Origin of the sequence: Actinomadura oligospora ATCC 43269 (genome assembly GCF_000518265.1) — a bacterium.
In the GTDB taxonomy this organism is placed as follows: domain Bacteria; phylum Actinomycetota; class Actinomycetes; order Streptosporangiales; family Streptosporangiaceae; genus Spirillospora; species Spirillospora oligospora.
This window is the reverse complement of sequence record NZ_JADG01000003.1, coordinates 484,587-499,186: the sequence shown is the minus strand read 5'-3', so window position 1 is coordinate 499,186 and position 14,600 is coordinate 484,587. Positions and strand designations below refer to the sequence as shown.

At 70.7% G+C, this 14,600-nt stretch carries 15 protein-coding genes; 6 read left to right on the top strand and 9 right to left on the bottom strand.

Features of this window, described 5'->3' with window-relative positions:
* The first annotated feature begins 2 nt into the window (after positions 1 to 2).
* Positions 3 to 521, top strand: coding sequence for a DUF3592 domain-containing protein (locus P696_RS0101915; protein ID WP_084336659.1), 519 nt, complete (start codon positions 3 to 5; stop codon positions 519 to 521).
* Positions 522 to 573: 52 nt separating this feature from the next.
* Here the strand turns inward: P696_RS0101915 and P696_RS0101910 are convergent, their stop codons facing one another.
* From P696_RS0101910 to P696_RS51920, 5 genes are all read right to left on the bottom strand, one after another.
* Positions 574 to 1,200, bottom strand: a complete 627-nt coding sequence (locus tag P696_RS0101910; RefSeq protein ID WP_026411001.1) for a hypothetical protein — start codon at positions 1,198 to 1,200, stop codon at positions 574 to 576.
* 234 nt (positions 1,201 to 1,434) lie between these two features.
* Positions 1,435 to 3,591, bottom strand: a complete 2,157-nt coding sequence (locus P696_RS0101905; RefSeq protein WP_026411000.1) for an MMPL family transporter — start codon at positions 3,589 to 3,591, stop codon at positions 1,435 to 1,437.
* A 135-nt stretch (positions 3,592 to 3,726) separates the two neighbouring features.
* On the bottom strand, positions 3,727 to 3,996 hold the full coding sequence (locus P696_RS0101900; RefSeq protein ID WP_026410999.1) for a hypothetical protein: 270 nt from the start codon (positions 3,994 to 3,996) through the stop codon (positions 3,727 to 3,729).
* The gene (locus P696_RS0101895) at positions 3,996 to 4,319 is read right to left on the bottom strand and encodes an ArsR/SmtB family transcription factor (RefSeq protein ID WP_245627467.1); all 324 of its coding nucleotides are present in this window, start codon (positions 4,317 to 4,319) and stop codon (positions 3,996 to 3,998) included. Before P696_RS0101895 ends, P696_RS0101900 begins: the two co-directional genes overlap by 1 nt.
* A 100-nt stretch (positions 4,320 to 4,419) precedes the next feature.
* Entirely contained in the window at positions 4,420 to 5,571 is a 1,152-nt protein-coding gene (locus P696_RS51920) for a cupin-like domain-containing protein (RefSeq protein ID WP_051466589.1), read from the bottom strand.
* A 202-nt stretch (positions 5,572 to 5,773) separates the two neighbouring features.
* Here P696_RS51920 and P696_RS0101885 point away from each other — a divergent pair, with 202 nt between their 5' ends.
* The 4 genes from P696_RS0101885 (at position 5,774) to P696_RS51915 (ending at position 10,058) form a co-directional block, all read left to right on the top strand.
* On the top strand, positions 5,774 to 7,225 hold the full coding sequence (locus P696_RS0101885; RefSeq protein ID WP_026410997.1) for an amino acid adenylation domain-containing protein: 1,452 nt from the start codon (positions 5,774 to 5,776) through the stop codon (positions 7,223 to 7,225).
* Between the two features lie 91 nt (positions 7,226 to 7,316).
* On the top strand, positions 7,317 to 8,312 hold the full coding sequence (gene galE, locus P696_RS0101880; protein ID WP_211245580.1) for a UDP-glucose 4-epimerase GalE: 996 nt from the start codon (positions 7,317 to 7,319) through the stop codon (positions 8,310 to 8,312).
* Positions 8,313 to 8,450: 138 nt separating this feature from the next.
* Positions 8,451 to 9,014 (top strand): hypothetical protein, encoded by a 564-nt coding sequence (locus P696_RS0101875; protein ID WP_026410995.1) that lies wholly within the window; start codon positions 8,451 to 8,453, stop codon positions 9,012 to 9,014.
* Positions 9,015 to 9,203: 189 nt separating this feature from the next.
* Positions 9,204 to 10,058 carry an AraC family transcriptional regulator gene (locus P696_RS51915; protein WP_157429465.1) on the top strand — a complete coding sequence of 285 codons (855 nt, stop codon included), beginning with the start codon at positions 9,204 to 9,206 and terminating at the stop codon, positions 10,056 to 10,058.
* Positions 10,059 to 10,292: 234 nt separating this feature from the next.
* On the opposite strand, the gene P696_RS55560 is transcribed toward P696_RS51915, so the two are convergent.
* Positions 10,293 to 10,628, bottom strand: coding sequence for a hypothetical protein (locus P696_RS55560; RefSeq protein ID WP_157429464.1), 336 nt, complete (start codon positions 10,626 to 10,628; stop codon positions 10,293 to 10,295).
* Between the two features lie 474 nt (positions 10,629 to 11,102).
* Complete coding sequence (locus P696_RS42615) at positions 11,103 to 12,152, bottom strand: pentapeptide repeat-containing protein (protein ID WP_051466585.1); 1,050 nt, start codon at positions 12,150 to 12,152, stop codon at positions 11,103 to 11,105.
* A gap of 866 nt (positions 12,153 to 13,018) precedes the next feature.
* Between P696_RS42615 and P696_RS0101860 the strand changes: the two genes are divergently transcribed.
* On the top strand, positions 13,019 to 13,405 hold the full coding sequence (locus tag P696_RS0101860) for an SCO5389 family protein (protein WP_026410994.1): 387 nt from the start codon (positions 13,019 to 13,021) through the stop codon (positions 13,403 to 13,405).
* 62 nt (positions 13,406 to 13,467) lie between these two features.
* On the opposite strand, the gene P696_RS42610 is transcribed toward P696_RS0101860, so the two are convergent.
* Entirely contained in the window at positions 13,468 to 14,262 is a 795-nt protein-coding gene (locus P696_RS42610) for a metal ABC transporter permease (protein WP_051466583.1), read from the bottom strand.
* A gap of 22 nt (positions 14,263 to 14,284) precedes the next feature.
* Positions 14,285 to 14,407, bottom strand: coding sequence for a hypothetical protein (locus tag P696_RS58635; RefSeq protein WP_281174901.1), 123 nt, complete (start codon positions 14,405 to 14,407; stop codon positions 14,285 to 14,287).
* Positions 14,408 to 14,600: the final 193 nt, after the last annotated feature.

Sequence of the window (14,600 nt, the reverse complement as noted above, 5' to 3'; positions counted from 1 at the left end):
GGATGGGAGCCGGTGGACGCGCGATGCCGTGGCAGAGGATCGGAGCGCGGGCCCTCCTCGCCGTCCAGGTCCTGTTCGGGATCGCCCTGGCCGCGTTCTGCGTCCTCCTACTCGGCCTCGGGGTCGGGCTCATCACGGCCGGGGTCGACCACCTGACGAACGCCTCGTCGCTCCGGTCGAGCGCGGACGGGACGGTCGTCGCGCACTGGCAGGAGCACGACTCGCGGGACGCGCGCACCGAGCGGATCCAGGTGCGTTTCACCTCGGCGGACGGGTCGCCCCACGTGTTCTCCGAGGTCGGACGGGCAAAGACCGGCGACCGGATCCGCGTCCACTACAAGGACGGGGATCCGGCGAACGCCAGCGTCCACTCCGCGACCAGCAACCGGTTCGTGGCGGCGCTCGGCGCGTTCGTCGGCCTCGCGATGGTCGTGGCCGTGCTCGGCCTCCTCGCCAGGGGAGGCTGGGAGCTGACCCGCGTCCTTCGTCGCAGGGTGCGGCGTCCGCTCCCCGTGGACTGAGGGGCCTCGAGCGCCGGTCGTCCAGCCCGTGGCCGGTCCGCGCGGCGTTCCGTCACAGCCATCCCAGGGAGCCGAAGACGGCGAGGGCGAGGGCGTCGACGCCGAGGATCGCGCCCACCGTGAGCGCCTTCGTCCGCACCTTCGCCATGTCGTGGACGGCGAAGCAGGCGACGAAGAACGGCGCGTACCCGACCAGGAGGATCAGCACGGGGAAACCGGCGCGCCACCAGGACCAGTCCCAGGTGAGCACGCCCGCCCGGTTGAGCAGGACCTCCACCCCGACCGCCAGCGCCGAGTTCACCGCGACCAGCACCGGGCGGTTCGGCAGCCCGAGGATGCGGGTCTCGCGCGGCGGCAGCAGTTTCGCCGCCGCCACGCCCATGACCGCGAACATGAAGCAGATCTCGATGTTCAGCCCGATGAGGATCTGGTAGGCCGTCGCGCCCCGCGCGCCCCACACCGGCGCCCGGTCGGTGAAGTGGAAGACCAGGGCGTTCCAGATCTCGTTGAACCAGTCCATGCCCCAGAGCGCCAGCCCGGCGAACAGCACGTTCCAGTTCCGCCGCTCGGCCTCCACGGCGTAGACGTACAGGACGACCAGCAGCAGCGGTATCACGTACCACTTGAACTGCCCCGGATCCCGTACCAGCTCGAGCGCCGCCCGCGCGTCGTCCGTCACCCAGACCTCCCGATCACGATCGGGTCAGTGTGACAGATTTATGAACAATGTCCATATGTCTCACCGGCTGAGAGGCGCTCCCTCAGTGTCGACGACGTGAGCGGCGGAGCCGACGGGCGGCGCGCACCAGGTCGTCTTGCCGACGAAGGGGGTTCGAGATCAGCCGGGTGCTGCTGTTCCCGGCCCGGTGACGGCTGTCGTCACCGGGCCGGGCGGGAGTTCTGGCTGGTCAGGTCACACGGATGGCATCGCGGAGGCCGTCTTGTCCGCTGCCTTCGGGCCTGCGGGTTCCGTCGGCGGCTTCCAGAGGCGGTCGCCGAGGACGGCGAGGGCGGCGGGGAGCAGGACGCCGCGGACGAGCGTGGCGTCGATGAGGATCGCGGCGGCCAGGCCGACGCCCATCATCTTGTACTCGATCGCCGTCAGCACGGCGAAGACGCTGAACGCGCAGGTCATGATGGCCGCGGCGCTGGTGACGACGCCCGAGGTCGCGCCGACCCCGGCGACGACGGCGGCGCGGGCCGGGAGGCCCTCGGCGCGGTGCTCGCGGATCCGGCTCAGGATGAAGATGTGGTAGTCCATGCTGAGGCCGAACAGGATCACGAACATGAACAGCGGCAGCCAGCCGATCACCCCGCCGTAGGCGGTGAAGCCGAGCGCGCCGCCGAGGTGGCCGTCCTGGAAGCCCCAGGCCAGCACGCCGATCGCGGCGCCGATCGACAGCAGGTTGAGCGCGATCGACACCAGCGGGACGGCCAGGGAGCGGAACGCGACGGCCAGCAGGACGAACGCCAGCGCCAGGACGGCCCCGACGACGACGGCCGTCCGGTCCTTGATGACGCGCGTGAAGTCGTAGGCGAAGGCGGTCTTGCCCGCGACGGCGTGCCCGACGCCGTCCATGCGGCCGAACGCGGTGTCGCTGCGCTGGCGCAGGTCGAGAAGCGAGCGGTTGGCCTCGGCCCCGGTGCCGAAGTGCGCGAGCGGAACCCGCGCGACCAGGACGTTCCCGTCGCGGGCGGTGACGGTCGGGCGCAGGCCCTTGACGGCGGACGCGACGGACGGGTCGTCCAGCGCGCCGGGCTTCTTCTCCCACAGGACGACGGACGCGGGTGACGGGCTGCCGGGGAACGCCGACTGCATGCGCAGCGCCGCGTCCACCACGGGGACGGACTTGGGCAGGCTGTCGGTGACCGCCGCGTCCTGGAGGCGCAGGCCGAGCGCGGGCACGGTCAGCAGGACCAGCGCGAGCGTGGCCAGCCCGCCCCAGACCAGCGGACGCCGGACGACGCGTTCGGCGACGGCCGTCCAGAAGCGGGACGGGGCGGCGACGGTGCGGCGGCGGCCGATCCACGGCAGGCGCAGGGCGTCGACGCGGGCGCCGAGCGCGGCGAGCAGCGCGGGCAGGAAGGTGACCGAGCCGACCATGGCGAGGCCGACGACCAGGACGGTTCCGGCGGTCAGGCCCTTGAAGTTGTCCAGGCCGGTGAACAGCAGCCCGGCGAGGCAGAGCATGACGGTCAGGCCGGAGACGACCACGACGTGCCCGGACGTGCGGGTCGCGACGCGCAGCGCCTCGGCCGGGGTCCGTCCCGCCGCGCGCTCCTCGCGCGTCCGGCGCAGGTAGAACAGCGAGTAGTCGACGCCGACGGCGATGCCGACGAGCAGCACGATCGAGGACGCGGCGCTGTTGACCGGCACCCAGTGCCCGGCGAGCCGCAGCAGGCCGAACGTCCCGACGACCGTGGTGATCGCGAGGATCAGCGGGATCCCCGCGGCGACCAGCGAGCCGAACACGGTCAGCAGGATCAGGACGGTGAGCGGCAGCGAGAAGTACTCGGCCCGCTTCATGTCGTCCTTGATGCCGCTGGTCACCGCGTCCGAGAGGCTCTTGTCCCCCGCCTGCGCCAGGCGGACGTCCGGGTGCCGCGCCGCCACGTCCGCGACGGCCTTCACGACGCCGTCGTAGTGCGCCCGGAACTGCTCGTGCGGCCCGGCGATCTGCACGGTGACCAGGCCGGACCGTCCGTCCTTCGACACCAGGGCGGGATTGTCGAGCGGCGACCGGACGGTCCCGTGCGGGCGCAGCGCCGTCACCAGCTCGCGGGTGGCGGCGCGGAGTCCGGCGTCGGCCGGGAACCGGGCCGTCCCGCCGTCGCGGCGCTGGACCAGGACGTTCTCCAGCGGGGGGATGTAACCGGAGTCGACGCCCAGGACGCGGTCGGCGCGGCCGGACTCGCCGGGGTCGGTGCTGTTCTTCTGGTCGAGGCCGAGGGCCCCGGCGCCGAGGATCGCCACGACGACCAGGATGAGCCATCCGGTGATGGCGAGCGTCCGGTGCCGTGCCGACCACCCCGCGACGCGCTCGGTGATCGGTTTGCGTTCAGGCAGCATGAAGTGCTGTCCTTTCGGGTGAAGGCGTGCTGCTGTGAGAGCCCGCCCGGTCTCCCGGGCGGGCTGTGGTGCCTCTTCACGCCGGGTCGTCGAGTGGCCGCTCGACGACCCGGCTCCGTTCGGTGCTCCGCCCGCTCACTCGACGGTGAGCAGGACCTTCTCCAGGGAGCTCATCCTCTTCTCCATCTCGCCCAGGCTCCGGGCCGTCTCGGCGAGCTGCTTCTCGATCTGCTGCTGGGTTTCGATGCCCGTCTCCGCCATCTTGCGGAACTCCGCCTCGCGGGCCAGCGCCGCGCGCGCCCGTATCGTCGCCCCCACCTGCACGATGATCACCGTGATCACGGTGGTGATGAAGGCGAAGATGCCGATCGCGCCGGCCACCTCCGCGAGATCGTGACCGTCCATCAGTCGTCCACCTTCCTGTCCTCCGGTGCGGACAGCGTCCGCACCGCCCGCCGCACGGCCTCGGGGGTCAGCTCGAGCCGGAACGGGGCGATCTCGTAGAACTTCATCGCCTTCCCCTCCGGCGACACCTCGACGTTGCCGGTCACCAGCCCCGCCGCCTCCAGCTTGCGCAGGTGCACCTGGAGCAGCGGGCGGCTGATGCCCAGCTCGCGCGCGAGGTTGCTGACGTAGTCGCGCTCGCCCGCGAGCACGGCGAGGATCCGCAGCCGGTGCGGGTTGTCGAGCGCCGCGAGCGCGCGGAGCAGTTCATCCCCGGTCGTCACGCCACCTCCTCCGCACATGCAAAGGAAAGTTAGCATGTGCATATCGGAGTTTCCACCCGACGTGATCGCGAAACGCGCGAGGGAGGAGCGAAACGCCTGGTCAGAGCGCGGCGCGAAGGCGTTCGATGAGTCCGGCGGCCTCGGCGGCAGGGACGGACTGGCCGGGACGGACGGCCAGCGCGCGCGTCAGGCACACCCGGAGGGCGTCTTCCCCGGCCACGTCCTCCTTCTCGGCGAGGACGTCGAGCAGCCCGGCGGCCGGGCCGTCCGAGGGGAGGCCGAGGGCGCGGCAGCGGTCGCGGAGGGCGGCCACGGCGACGCCGCCGCAGACGCGGAGGGCCGCGCCGGGCTCGCCGTCCGCGAGGACGAGGTCGGCGAGGGCCAGCAGGGCGGGCGTGCCGCCGCCCGCTCCGAGGCCGTCCAGGTCGAACCCCTCGAAGAGGGAGTGGACGTCCTCGAGGTTGATGTTCATGTGCAGCTGCCGGTGGAACGCCGGGCACAGGACGTCGCGGACGTCCGGACGCCACCAGTAGTTCACCGAGACCGACAGGTCCTGCGAGGAGACCTGGTGCCACCAGTAGGCGGGCATGAACAGCATGTCGCCCGGCCAGACGACGGCCTCCCAGTACTCGACGCCCGCGAGCCTCGGGAAGCGGCGGAAGTCGGGACGGGACAGGTCGACGCGGCTGAAGCTCTCGGTGCGGGTGTTGATCGGCCCCGGGTAGAGGACGTCGAACTGCGCCGGGTTGAACAGCAGGAACCGCTTGCGGCCCTCGACCTGCGCGAACACGTTGTGCATGTCGTCGAAGTGCAGCGGCGTCCGGGACGCCGACGAGGCCATCCACAGATTGATGTCGTTGATCTTGTCCGCGGGCACGTACGGCGGGACGGTCAGCTCGTCGAGCAGCTCGGGCAGGTCCGACTCGATCGGCGCCTGCTGGAGGCAGAGCTTGCGCGTGTCGGCGCGGAACTCGCGGGCCAGATCGGCGCCCGGGATGTCGGTGTACCTCAGCCCGGACGGGGTGTCGGGGTCGTAGCGGAAGCCGCCGTCGGCGTCCGCGACGCTGATCGCCAGATCACGGCCGGCGAGTTTCCCGGAAAGGTGCTCGGGCGTCCATCCGGCGACCTTGCCGAGGGTCCCCGAACCACGGATGATCACCGGCGTCGTCTCGGTGACCGGGGCCCGTTCGACGGGTTTCTCCGGAAAGGTGGACAGCACCTCGACGTGGCCGAGCCGGGTCGGTCTGCGCATCGTGCCCGCCCTTGTCCGGAGACGATTCGCCGTCCACGCTCGCGCGGCCCGGGGCAGGGTGGCAAGCGCACGCCAGTGGGGCTCCACCACCGCGCCACCGATGCGCGGGTGAATGGCGGTCGGATGGAGTGCCGATGGGGCGGGAATGGCGGCGTGTGCCCTTCCCTGTTCGCCGTTCGAATGAGCGGCTAGCGTCCGGACCGTGGTCCAAGGCGCGGGAATCGAGAGTCAGTTGCTCGGCGTCGGCCAGCTCGACGCACTGGACATTTCCGAGGCGGAACTCCGGCGTGCCCGGTTGCTGCGGATGGCGCGTGAGGAGCCGGTCCGGCTCGACCGTCCGGTGTTCGCGTGGGTCGAGGACGCGGCGGACCCCGGCCGGGTCGCCGTGCGCGACCGCGACCGGACCCTGACCTACGCCGACCTCGCCGCCGAGGCCCGCCGCGTCGCCGCCCTGCTCGCGGACGCCGGGGCCGGACCGGGCACGGTCGTCATGGTCGGCGGCGCACGGAACGCGGCCGTCGTCGCGGCGTTCCTCGCGATCGAGCTGCTCGGGGCCGTCTACCTGCCGTGCGACCCGTCCTGGCCTGCGCGGCGCGTCGCGGACGTGCTGGAACAGACGCACGCCGTCGCGCTGCTGACCGTGGACGACTCCCCGGCCTCCTCCCCCGCCATCGTGGAAGGCTCGACGCTCGCCGAGGTGCCGCTGCTGCGCGCTGCCGACGCGGATCGTCCTGGATGGTCCGGAGCCGCGCCAGCCGATCCCTCGGCCCCGCGCTACGTGCTGTTCACCTCAGGCTCGACGGGCGCGCCGAAGGGCGCGGTGGTCGAGGCGCGCGGGATGCTGAACCACCTGTTCAGCAAGGTCCGCGACCTGGACATGGGCCCGGACGACGTCCTCGCCCAGACCGGCCCGCTCGGCTTCGACATCTCGGTGTGGCAGCTGCTCGCGCCGCTGCTGACGGGCGGATCGGTGCTGGTCGTGGACGATGACACGGCGCGGGACGCCGTCGCGCTCGCGGGACTCGTCCGGCGCGAGGGCGTCACGATCCTCGAACTCGTCCCGACGATGCTGCGGCTGATGCTGGACGCGCCGGAGCCGTCCTCGCCCACGCTGCGGCACCTGCTCGCGACCGGCGAGGAGCTTCCGATCGCCCTCGCCCGCCGCTGTCTGGACGAGCTGCCCGGCGTCACCCTCCTGAACGCCTACGGACCGACCGAGTGCTCCGACGACGTGACCCACCACGTCGTCACGCACGGCGACCTCGCGCTGCGCCACCTCCCGATCGGCACGCCGGTGGCCAACACGTCCCTGTACGTCCTGGTCGCTGGGGACGGTGGCTGGCGGGCGGCCGAGCCAGGCGAGGTCGGCGAACTGTTCGTCGGCGGGACCTGCGTCGGACGCGGCTACCTCGGCCGCCATGACCGCACTCGCGAGGCGTTCTTCCGCGACCCGTTCTCCCCCGCCGGCTCACGGCTCTACCGGACGGGCGACGCGGTGCGACGCCTCGGCCCGGACGGTCCGCTCCAGTACCTCGGCCGCGTCGACCGTCAGGTGAAAATCTCAGGCGTCCGCATCGAACCGGGCGAGATCGAAGCCGCCCTCCGCGCCCACCCGGCGGTGGGCGACTGCGCCGTCGTCGTCCACGACTCCTGACCGCCTTGGGTCCTCGTTCTTCCCTGCCTGGTCGCCCGCTAGCCTTGCTGTCGATCGCCAACTGGGATTCGAACAAGGCCGGGGGAAAGCCATGGTGAAGGTCCTTATCGCGGGTGGAGCCGGTTACATCGGCAGCACGGTCGCCTCAGCCTGCCTGGAGGCGGGCATCACACCCGTGATCCTCGACAACCTCGTCCGGGGCCGCCGGGAGTTCACCAAGGGCCGCACCTTCTACGAGGGCGACATCGCCGACGGCCCCCTGATCGACCGGATCTTCTCCGAACACCCCGAGATCTCCACCGTGGTGCACTGCGCCGCGCTGATCGTGGTATCCGAGTCCGTCACGAACCCCGTCGGCTACTACGAGGCCAACGTGGCCAAGAGCCTGGCCTTCGTCAGCCACCTGCACCGCAACGGCTGCGACCGCGTCATCTTCAGCAGCTCGGCCTCCATCTACCAGGCCCAGGACGGCTCCCCCGTCAACGAGGACTCGCCACTGGCGCCGCAGAGCCCCTACGCCCGCACCAAGGCCGTGTGCGAGGAGATGTTCGCCGACCTCGCCGTGACCGGACCGCGCGTCCTGTCACTGCGCTACTTCAACCCCATCGGCGCCGACCCGAAGATGCGCACCGGCCTCCAGCTCAGGCGGCCCAGCCACTCCCTGGGCATGATCCTCCAGGCACACCAGGAGGGCCGTCCGTTCCCGATCACCGGGACGAACTACCCCACGCGCGACGGCTCGGGCATCCGGGACTACGTCCACGTCTGGGACCTCGCCGCAGCCCACGTCGCGGCGATCGAACGGTTCGACTCCATCCTCAGGAACCCCACCCGCTCGATCGCGATCAACCTGGGCAGCGGCTCCGGCACCACCGTCCGGGAGCTGTGCGCGGCGTTCAACCGCGTCGCCGACACACCCCTGGAAACCGTCGACACCGACCCCCGCCCTGGTGACGTCGCGGGCGGCTACACCAAGAGCGACCGCGCCGCCGAACTCCTGGGCTGGACCCCGAGACTGTCCCTGGAGGACGGCATCCGCTCCGCCCTGGCCTGGATCCCCGTCCGCGACGCCCTGCTACAGGACTGACCCGCCCCACCGCCGCCTGCCGGCCGTTCGCGCTGCGCATCGGACTGAGCACGAAAGTTCAAGCCGCCGACGACGCCCCGCCGACATCCTGAACCGGACGCGATCGGCACCCGGTCGCGCACCGAGGTAGGGAGAACAATGCGAGCGACCCTGTCGAGAACGGTCCTCACCGCCGCCCTGGGCGTGGGGACGGCCCTCACCGCGGCCGTCCCGGCGTCCGCCGGCACCGTGCCCGGCGAGGCGGGCGGCACCGTCCAGGCGGCGGGCCCGCACTGCGACCCCGGCTGGTCGGTCAAGGTCCAGCGGAAGGTCAAGTACAAGCAGTCGACCGGCGAGCGGGACGAGCTCATCAACCGCACGTCCCGGACCGTGCAGCGCACCTACAGCCTCACCAAGCAGGCGCAGACCAAGTGGAACGTCAACGTCGAGGGCTCGGTGACCTTCAAGGCGTGGGTGTTCTCCGAGGTGAACATCAAGGTCGGCGGCGGCCTGGAGAAGCAGAGCAGCATCACCAGGTCGGTCAGCGACACCGTTCCGGTCAAGCCGCACAGGACCCTGGTGGTGTCGCGCGGGTTCCGCAAGCTCAAGTCGTACGGGAACCTCCACTACACCTGGAGCAACTGCGCGACGGGCAAGTACAAGAGCTTCGTGCTGACCGCCCCCTACTCCAAGTACGTGGAGTACAAGGAAGTCCGCAACTAGCACGCTTCCGGGGTTCTGCGCATAACCCGGTATGAGGTTGCGGGGTGGCGGGGCGACAAGGGGGCCTCACCGGGCGTCGGATCAAGGTGTCCACCAACATCCGTCCGCCCGGCGAGGTCGTCGTCAGCCCCCATCGTGCTCGCGCTCGCGCCTTCCCTGCGGAGGCGGGGCCGGGCGATAGTGGCCACCATGATCAGATGTCTGCTTCCGGCATCCTCCAGCGGCCTGAAACTCGACCAGGTCGTCAACCGCGGCGATGAGCCGTCGGGTTGGGACGAGCCCGCCATCGACGAGATCGACGGGATCATCCTGTTCCACCGGGGCGGCTTCCTGCGCGAGGCCATCGGGCGGCAGTCATTCCTGGATCCCGCCACCGGCTACGTCAACCTCGCCGGAACCCAGGAACGCTTCGCCTCGCCGCTGGGCAACAACTACGTCTTCACCGCGATCACCTTCACACCGGACGCCTTCGACGACCACGCGGGCGTCCTGGCCCGCAGACGCGACTGCGACTGGGCGTTCCCGGTGAGCGCCGCCGTCGGCCTGCGGCACCGGGAACTGCTCGGCGCATGCCGAGCGGGTGGGGACCGGCTGGAGATCGAAGAACGCGTCCACATGCTGCTGGACGTCCTGCTGGCCCAGCCGCCCGTGGGAAGCGGCGACGCCAAGGGATCGGCGGCGACGCGCTCACAGCACCGCCGCCTCGCGTCGAGGGTCCAGGAAGCGCTCAACTCCGGCCACCTGTCGACCGGCCTGGAGGAGCTCGCCGATCTGGTCGGCTCCTCACCCAAGCACCTGAGCAGGGTCTTCCGCAGCGTCACCGGCCGCACGATCACCGCCTACCGCAACGACCTGCGGGTGCGCGCGGTACTGGAAGACCTCGCCCAAGGCCGCGGCGCCCACCTCGCCGAACTCGCCGCCGAACACGGATTCGCCGACCACGCCCACCTCACCCGAACCCTCCGCCACCACCTCGGCGAATCCCCCTCAGCCCTCCGAAGAAAGCTGACCACCGATCTTCAGATAGCGGCCGCCATGTCGTAAGCCCCGGGCACGGGGGCCGTGCTACCAGCGCCCAAGGGCACGCCGCTCCCCGGCCCGTGTCTGAGCTGTACCAGTCGAGGTGTCGGTGGTGTCGGAACGGAACCAGACGGTCATCGGCACCCATGCGTCGAGCCTGAGGTCCGACGCGGCCGCCTCGGCCTCGATCGTGCGGGTTGGACGGTGTGCTGTTCACGCTGGGTGACCCGAGACGGTCACCCGATCCCCACCACTCGCTCAGAAGACCGCTCCAGCCAGCGATTGGGCATCCGGGACGGCAAAGATCCAAAACACCAACGCCGTGATCACCAGAGGTGAGGCCACGCCGACGTTCTCCTGCCGGTTTGTGCTTGTGTGCCCGGCCCGGACCCGGCCACCGAGGCCGTGTTGGTCTTGTTCGTCACACCCGTGCCTGAGCTCCCAGGGTGCCGCCCCGACTCTCGAATCAACAACCCCCGCTATCGCCGCGTTCCAACGCCGGTTCGCAAGCTGGCCGCCAGATTCTCCCGCGCTCTTCTTGGCCGGTCCGGTCACGACGATCGAGGAGGCGCGGTCGTTGAGATCGCCGGTCACGCACCTACGGGGCCCTGCGTAGGCGGTGGTGACACCCCGGCGATACGAACCGCCCGCACATGATGCTGGGGTCACGTCGTCGGGAACGGCAGGACGGCGGCGGGTAGGGGGATCGGGGTTGGGGTAACGGGCCTGATCCCCCACCGACTCAAACTCCACCGAAGGGTGGCGGCACACGCTGGGTTGCCACGGTCGCTCGATGGCCCGCCGGGGAGCCATCCAACGACCGCACCGGATTTGCGACCCGCACCACCCCACGTGGCCCGACGCGCCACACCGCGCCCATAGGACCGTCCGGCAGGTCCGGCAGCCCTGGGCCCGTGCCCGCGAGTTCGGGCGCGTGAGCACACGCTGGCCCGGGCCGGTACGTTGAGCGTCGGGGCCAACGGGTGGTCATTCTCGACACACCCTTGCCATGACCACGTTCGTCCGCGTGGACACGCCGCTGCCCCGCACGGGTGTGCGCTATCTCGATCAGAAGAGCGTGGAGGCATCCGTCCGGGCCGTTCGGCGCACCACCTCCGCAGTGACGCCTTTCATACCTCTCAGGTCAGCGCCCCGAAGGTCAGCGCCCCGAAGGTCAGCGCCTTGCAGGTGCACACCCAAAAGGCTCGCTTTCTCCAGACGTGCCTCCCGCAGATCCACACCCTCAAGGTTCGCCTCCCCCAGACGTGCCTCCCGCAGGTCCACTTCCCTCAGGTTCGCCTTCCGCAGGTCCGCCAGGACCAAGTCCGCCCCGCGGAGGCTCGTGCGCCACATATCCGCCTCGCGCAGGTCCGCCTCTTGCAGGAAAACGTGGTCCATCACAGCTGAGCTCATGATTCCCCGGGCCAGGTTCACACCGGACATGCGGGCATCCCGCAGTTTCGCGCCACTCACGTTTGCGTGAAAGAGGTTCGCCTCGTCCAGGTCTGCGTTGGACAGCCAGGCTCCGATCAAGTGCGCGCCGATCAGGTCCGCATGGCTCAGGCGCGCGCCATGCAGGTCCGCGAGCTCCAGGTTCGCCAGCCCCAGACGTGCTCCTGGGGGGAACACCATGCCCGGGACGCGGATGACACGCAGGTTGAGCTGAGGAGCGTCCTTGGGGTCGGCGGGTCGGCGGGCCAGGACGGTCAGGGCGGCGTCGACGTCGATGTCGGGATTGACGATCCACTCGCTCGCCTTGATCGTGGGAGGTAGGTCGTGTTCGCGGACGAAGGCCGCCAGCACGTCACGGATGGCGGCCCGGTCGCGCGCCGAGTCGCGCGCGACACGCTCCAGGGCGTAGACCGCAGCGGCCCGGACCTCGCGCTTGTCCGACCCCAACTGCTCTACGGCCTTGGTGTAGCGGTCGGTGATCTGCCCCTGTTGGGTACTGACCAAGGTCTTCTGCGTGATGTAGAGGCCAATCGCCGTCAGCAGCACGGTCAGCACCAGCCCAGCAGTGGTGAACACCTGATGGCGCGCCACCCGTGCCTGACTGATCAGCTCCAACCGCTTCTCAGGCGGCAACGCGTCCAGTTCTTCCCGCGTGGGAACCTTCACCCGGTACCGGCGTCGCCCCCGCCGGCGGCCCGCCGCGTTCGCGCCCCGTGGGCCCCCGTCGCCATGCCTGGACTCCCCGTGCGGGCCAGGCGAACCTTCAGTCCCCTGCGAGCCCTCAGGCTGATCATTGTCGTCCACACTCATTACGACGCGCGAGGCGGTCCCCGCGTCGCATCCAACCGATGCTGGCCACGTTCTCCGCGGTCGTCGGCTCCATCCGCGACCACAATCGGGGCCGGGGAATCCAGGAGCAGTAGTTATCGGGCGAGAATGATCTTGGCGCTGTGGGGCCGTCCTCGCTCTGGCCGGATGTTGAGAATCGAACGCGTCGAAGTTCTCAGTCAGGGACACGACCTTCACACCGCGTTCGCGCAGCTCGTTGGCCGTCCCCACGTGAGCGAGGCCGGATCCCTCCGCGCTGCCACGCTTCCGCAGGTGCGGTATCGCAGGGCCCCGCTCACAACGCTCCGGCACACCAACGGCACACGGCCACGCCGTGGCGCCGCCGCCTCCAGGTGCAGCACCGCCTTCGCGGTGAGCACGATGCTGTCCGCCGCGTCGGCAGGCCTGGGTCTGTTGGTGCCCGGGTGTGATGCCCCCTCTCTGCCGCGATGGCGGAGGTGGGTTCGGACGACCGCGTGCTTTCGGGGCCGGGATCAGCGGAGCGACCAGCGCCCACTCGTCATCGGACAGATCGGTCGGGGGCGGCGTTTCGTCGAGCTCGACGCCGGGGGGCGGCCGGTCACAGGCCTCATCGTGCCAAGCCCTCCGACACGGTGTGAAACCGGATGTTTCGGTGGTTTGCCATCCGCGAGAAGCGAGAATGAAAACAGTTGTCGTTACCGTCGGCTGGAGGAGTTCGAACGATGTCCCTGACCGTCCCCCCGGAACTGCTGGAGCAGGCGCATGTCGGAGAGGTCGACGACGCCGCGTTCATCGCCTGCGTCCGCGACTCGCTGCCGTACGCCTGGACGCTGATCAGCGGCCTGGTCGAGGAGGCGCAAGATGCCGAGTCCGGTTTCGCCGACAACCAGGTGCCGCCGCCGAATGAGAACGCGCGCGGCCAGCTCCTGCGGGCCCTGGCCAGCGACGCGATGAGGGGAGCGCTCGAACGCCATTTCGGCGTCCGGTTGGCGTTCCAGAACTGCCACCGCGTCGCGGTCTTCCCGACCGGCGACGGTGACGCCTACCGGCGCTTCGTCAGCCCACGGGCGCAGCTACTCAACCAGAGCCCCGAGCTCGTGGACTGCTGACACACTGCCGGCCGGAGGTCCCCCGCCCAGCGGCGAGGGGACCTCCGGCCGACCAGCTCGCTTCAACGGTTGGGGTCGCTGAGCCGTCTCGCCGCGGCGGAGGTGGCGGCGGCGAGGAGGAACAGCCCACCGGACAGGACGGCGACGGTCGCCGCGGTCGCAAGGTGCCATCGGGTCGAGGCCCACAGTCCGGACGCTCCACAGACCGCGCCCAGCACGGCGGCGACGACCGTGGCCGGGCCGACACGCCGGATCCACAGCACGGCGGCCCCGGCCGGTCCGGCCAGCAGCGCCAGTGGAAGGAGGACGCCGACGGCCGGGAGCGCGGTGACGACGGTCAGCGCGATCGCCGCCCGCACCGTCAGGTCGAGGGCGGCGCGCGGGTAGCCCTGGGCGGCGATCGCCTCCGGATCGAACGCGCCGAGCAGCAGTTCCTTGTGCAGTGCGAGCAGGAGGACGCTCACGGTCGCGGCGACCCCCGCCGCCACCTCCAGATCGGTCCGCGTGACGGTCAGCGGCGACCCGGCGATCAGCGCCGACAGGTCGCGGCTGAACCCCGGCCGTGCGGAGATGAGCAGGACCCCGAGCGCGAGTCCCGCGCTGATCGCGACGCCGGTGAGGGCCGGGCGGCGTCCGGTGGGCAGGGCCGTGGCGGTGGCCGCGCCCGCGAGCGCGCCGAGCCGAGGATCGACGCCGCCGACCGAGGCCGCGACGACGCCGGGGAAGGCGGCGTGGCCGACCAGTTCGGCACCGAAGGCGAGGCGGCGCAGGACGACCTGGACGCCGAGCGCGCCGCACAGGCCGCCGATCAGGACCAGCTCGACCAGGGCGCGGCCGAGAAAGCCGTGAACAGGCACGGGAGAACTCCTGGGTGTTCGTTCAGTCGGTCAGGCAGGACGCGCAGACACCGTGGACCTCGGTCTCGTGCGGGTCGGGGTGGAACCCGGTGGTGCGCTCGAGGCGGGGCGAGCTCGCGGTGCAGTTCGAGCGCGCTGATCGCACGGCGCCGATCGCCCAGGGCGGTCAGCACCCGCCGACGGCGCGCGGTGGGCGAGAGGCCGGCGGCACGCAGCCGGTCCGCGATCTCCTCCTCACCCATGCCGGAACCGTAACGCCCTCGGACGAGATTGACAACCGTTTTCATTTCCACCAGGATCCGACATGGAGATGATTTCGGTTTTCATCCTCATAGGAG

Excerpts from the sequence above, each read along its gene's own strand:
- P696_RS0101915 (WP_084336659.1), top strand. The coding sequence starts at position 3 with ATGGGAGCCGGTGGACGCGCGATGCCGTGGCAGAGGATCGGAGCGCGG.
- P696_RS0101905 (WP_026411000.1), bottom strand. The coding sequence starts at position 3,591 with ATGCTGCCTGAACGCAAACCGATCACCGAGCGCGTCGCGGGGTGGTCG.
- P696_RS0101900 (WP_026410999.1), bottom strand. The coding sequence starts at position 3,996 with ATGGACGGTCACGATCTCGCGGAGGTGGCCGGCGCGATCGGCATCTTC.
- P696_RS51920 (WP_051466589.1), bottom strand. The coding sequence starts at position 5,571 with ATGCGCAGACCGACCCGGCTCGGCCACGTCGAGGTGCTGTCCACCTTT.
- galE (WP_211245580.1), top strand. The coding sequence starts at position 7,317 with ATGGTGAAGGTCCTTATCGCGGGTGGAGCCGGTTACATCGGCAGCACG.
- P696_RS0101875 (WP_026410995.1), top strand. The coding sequence starts at position 8,451 with ATGCGAGCGACCCTGTCGAGAACGGTCCTCACCGCCGCCCTGGGCGTG.
- P696_RS51915 (WP_157429465.1), top strand. The coding sequence starts at position 9,204 with ATGATCAGATGTCTGCTTCCGGCATCCTCCAGCGGCCTGAAACTCGAC.
- P696_RS0101860 (WP_026410994.1), top strand. The coding sequence starts at position 13,019 with ATGTCCCTGACCGTCCCCCCGGAACTGCTGGAGCAGGCGCATGTCGGA.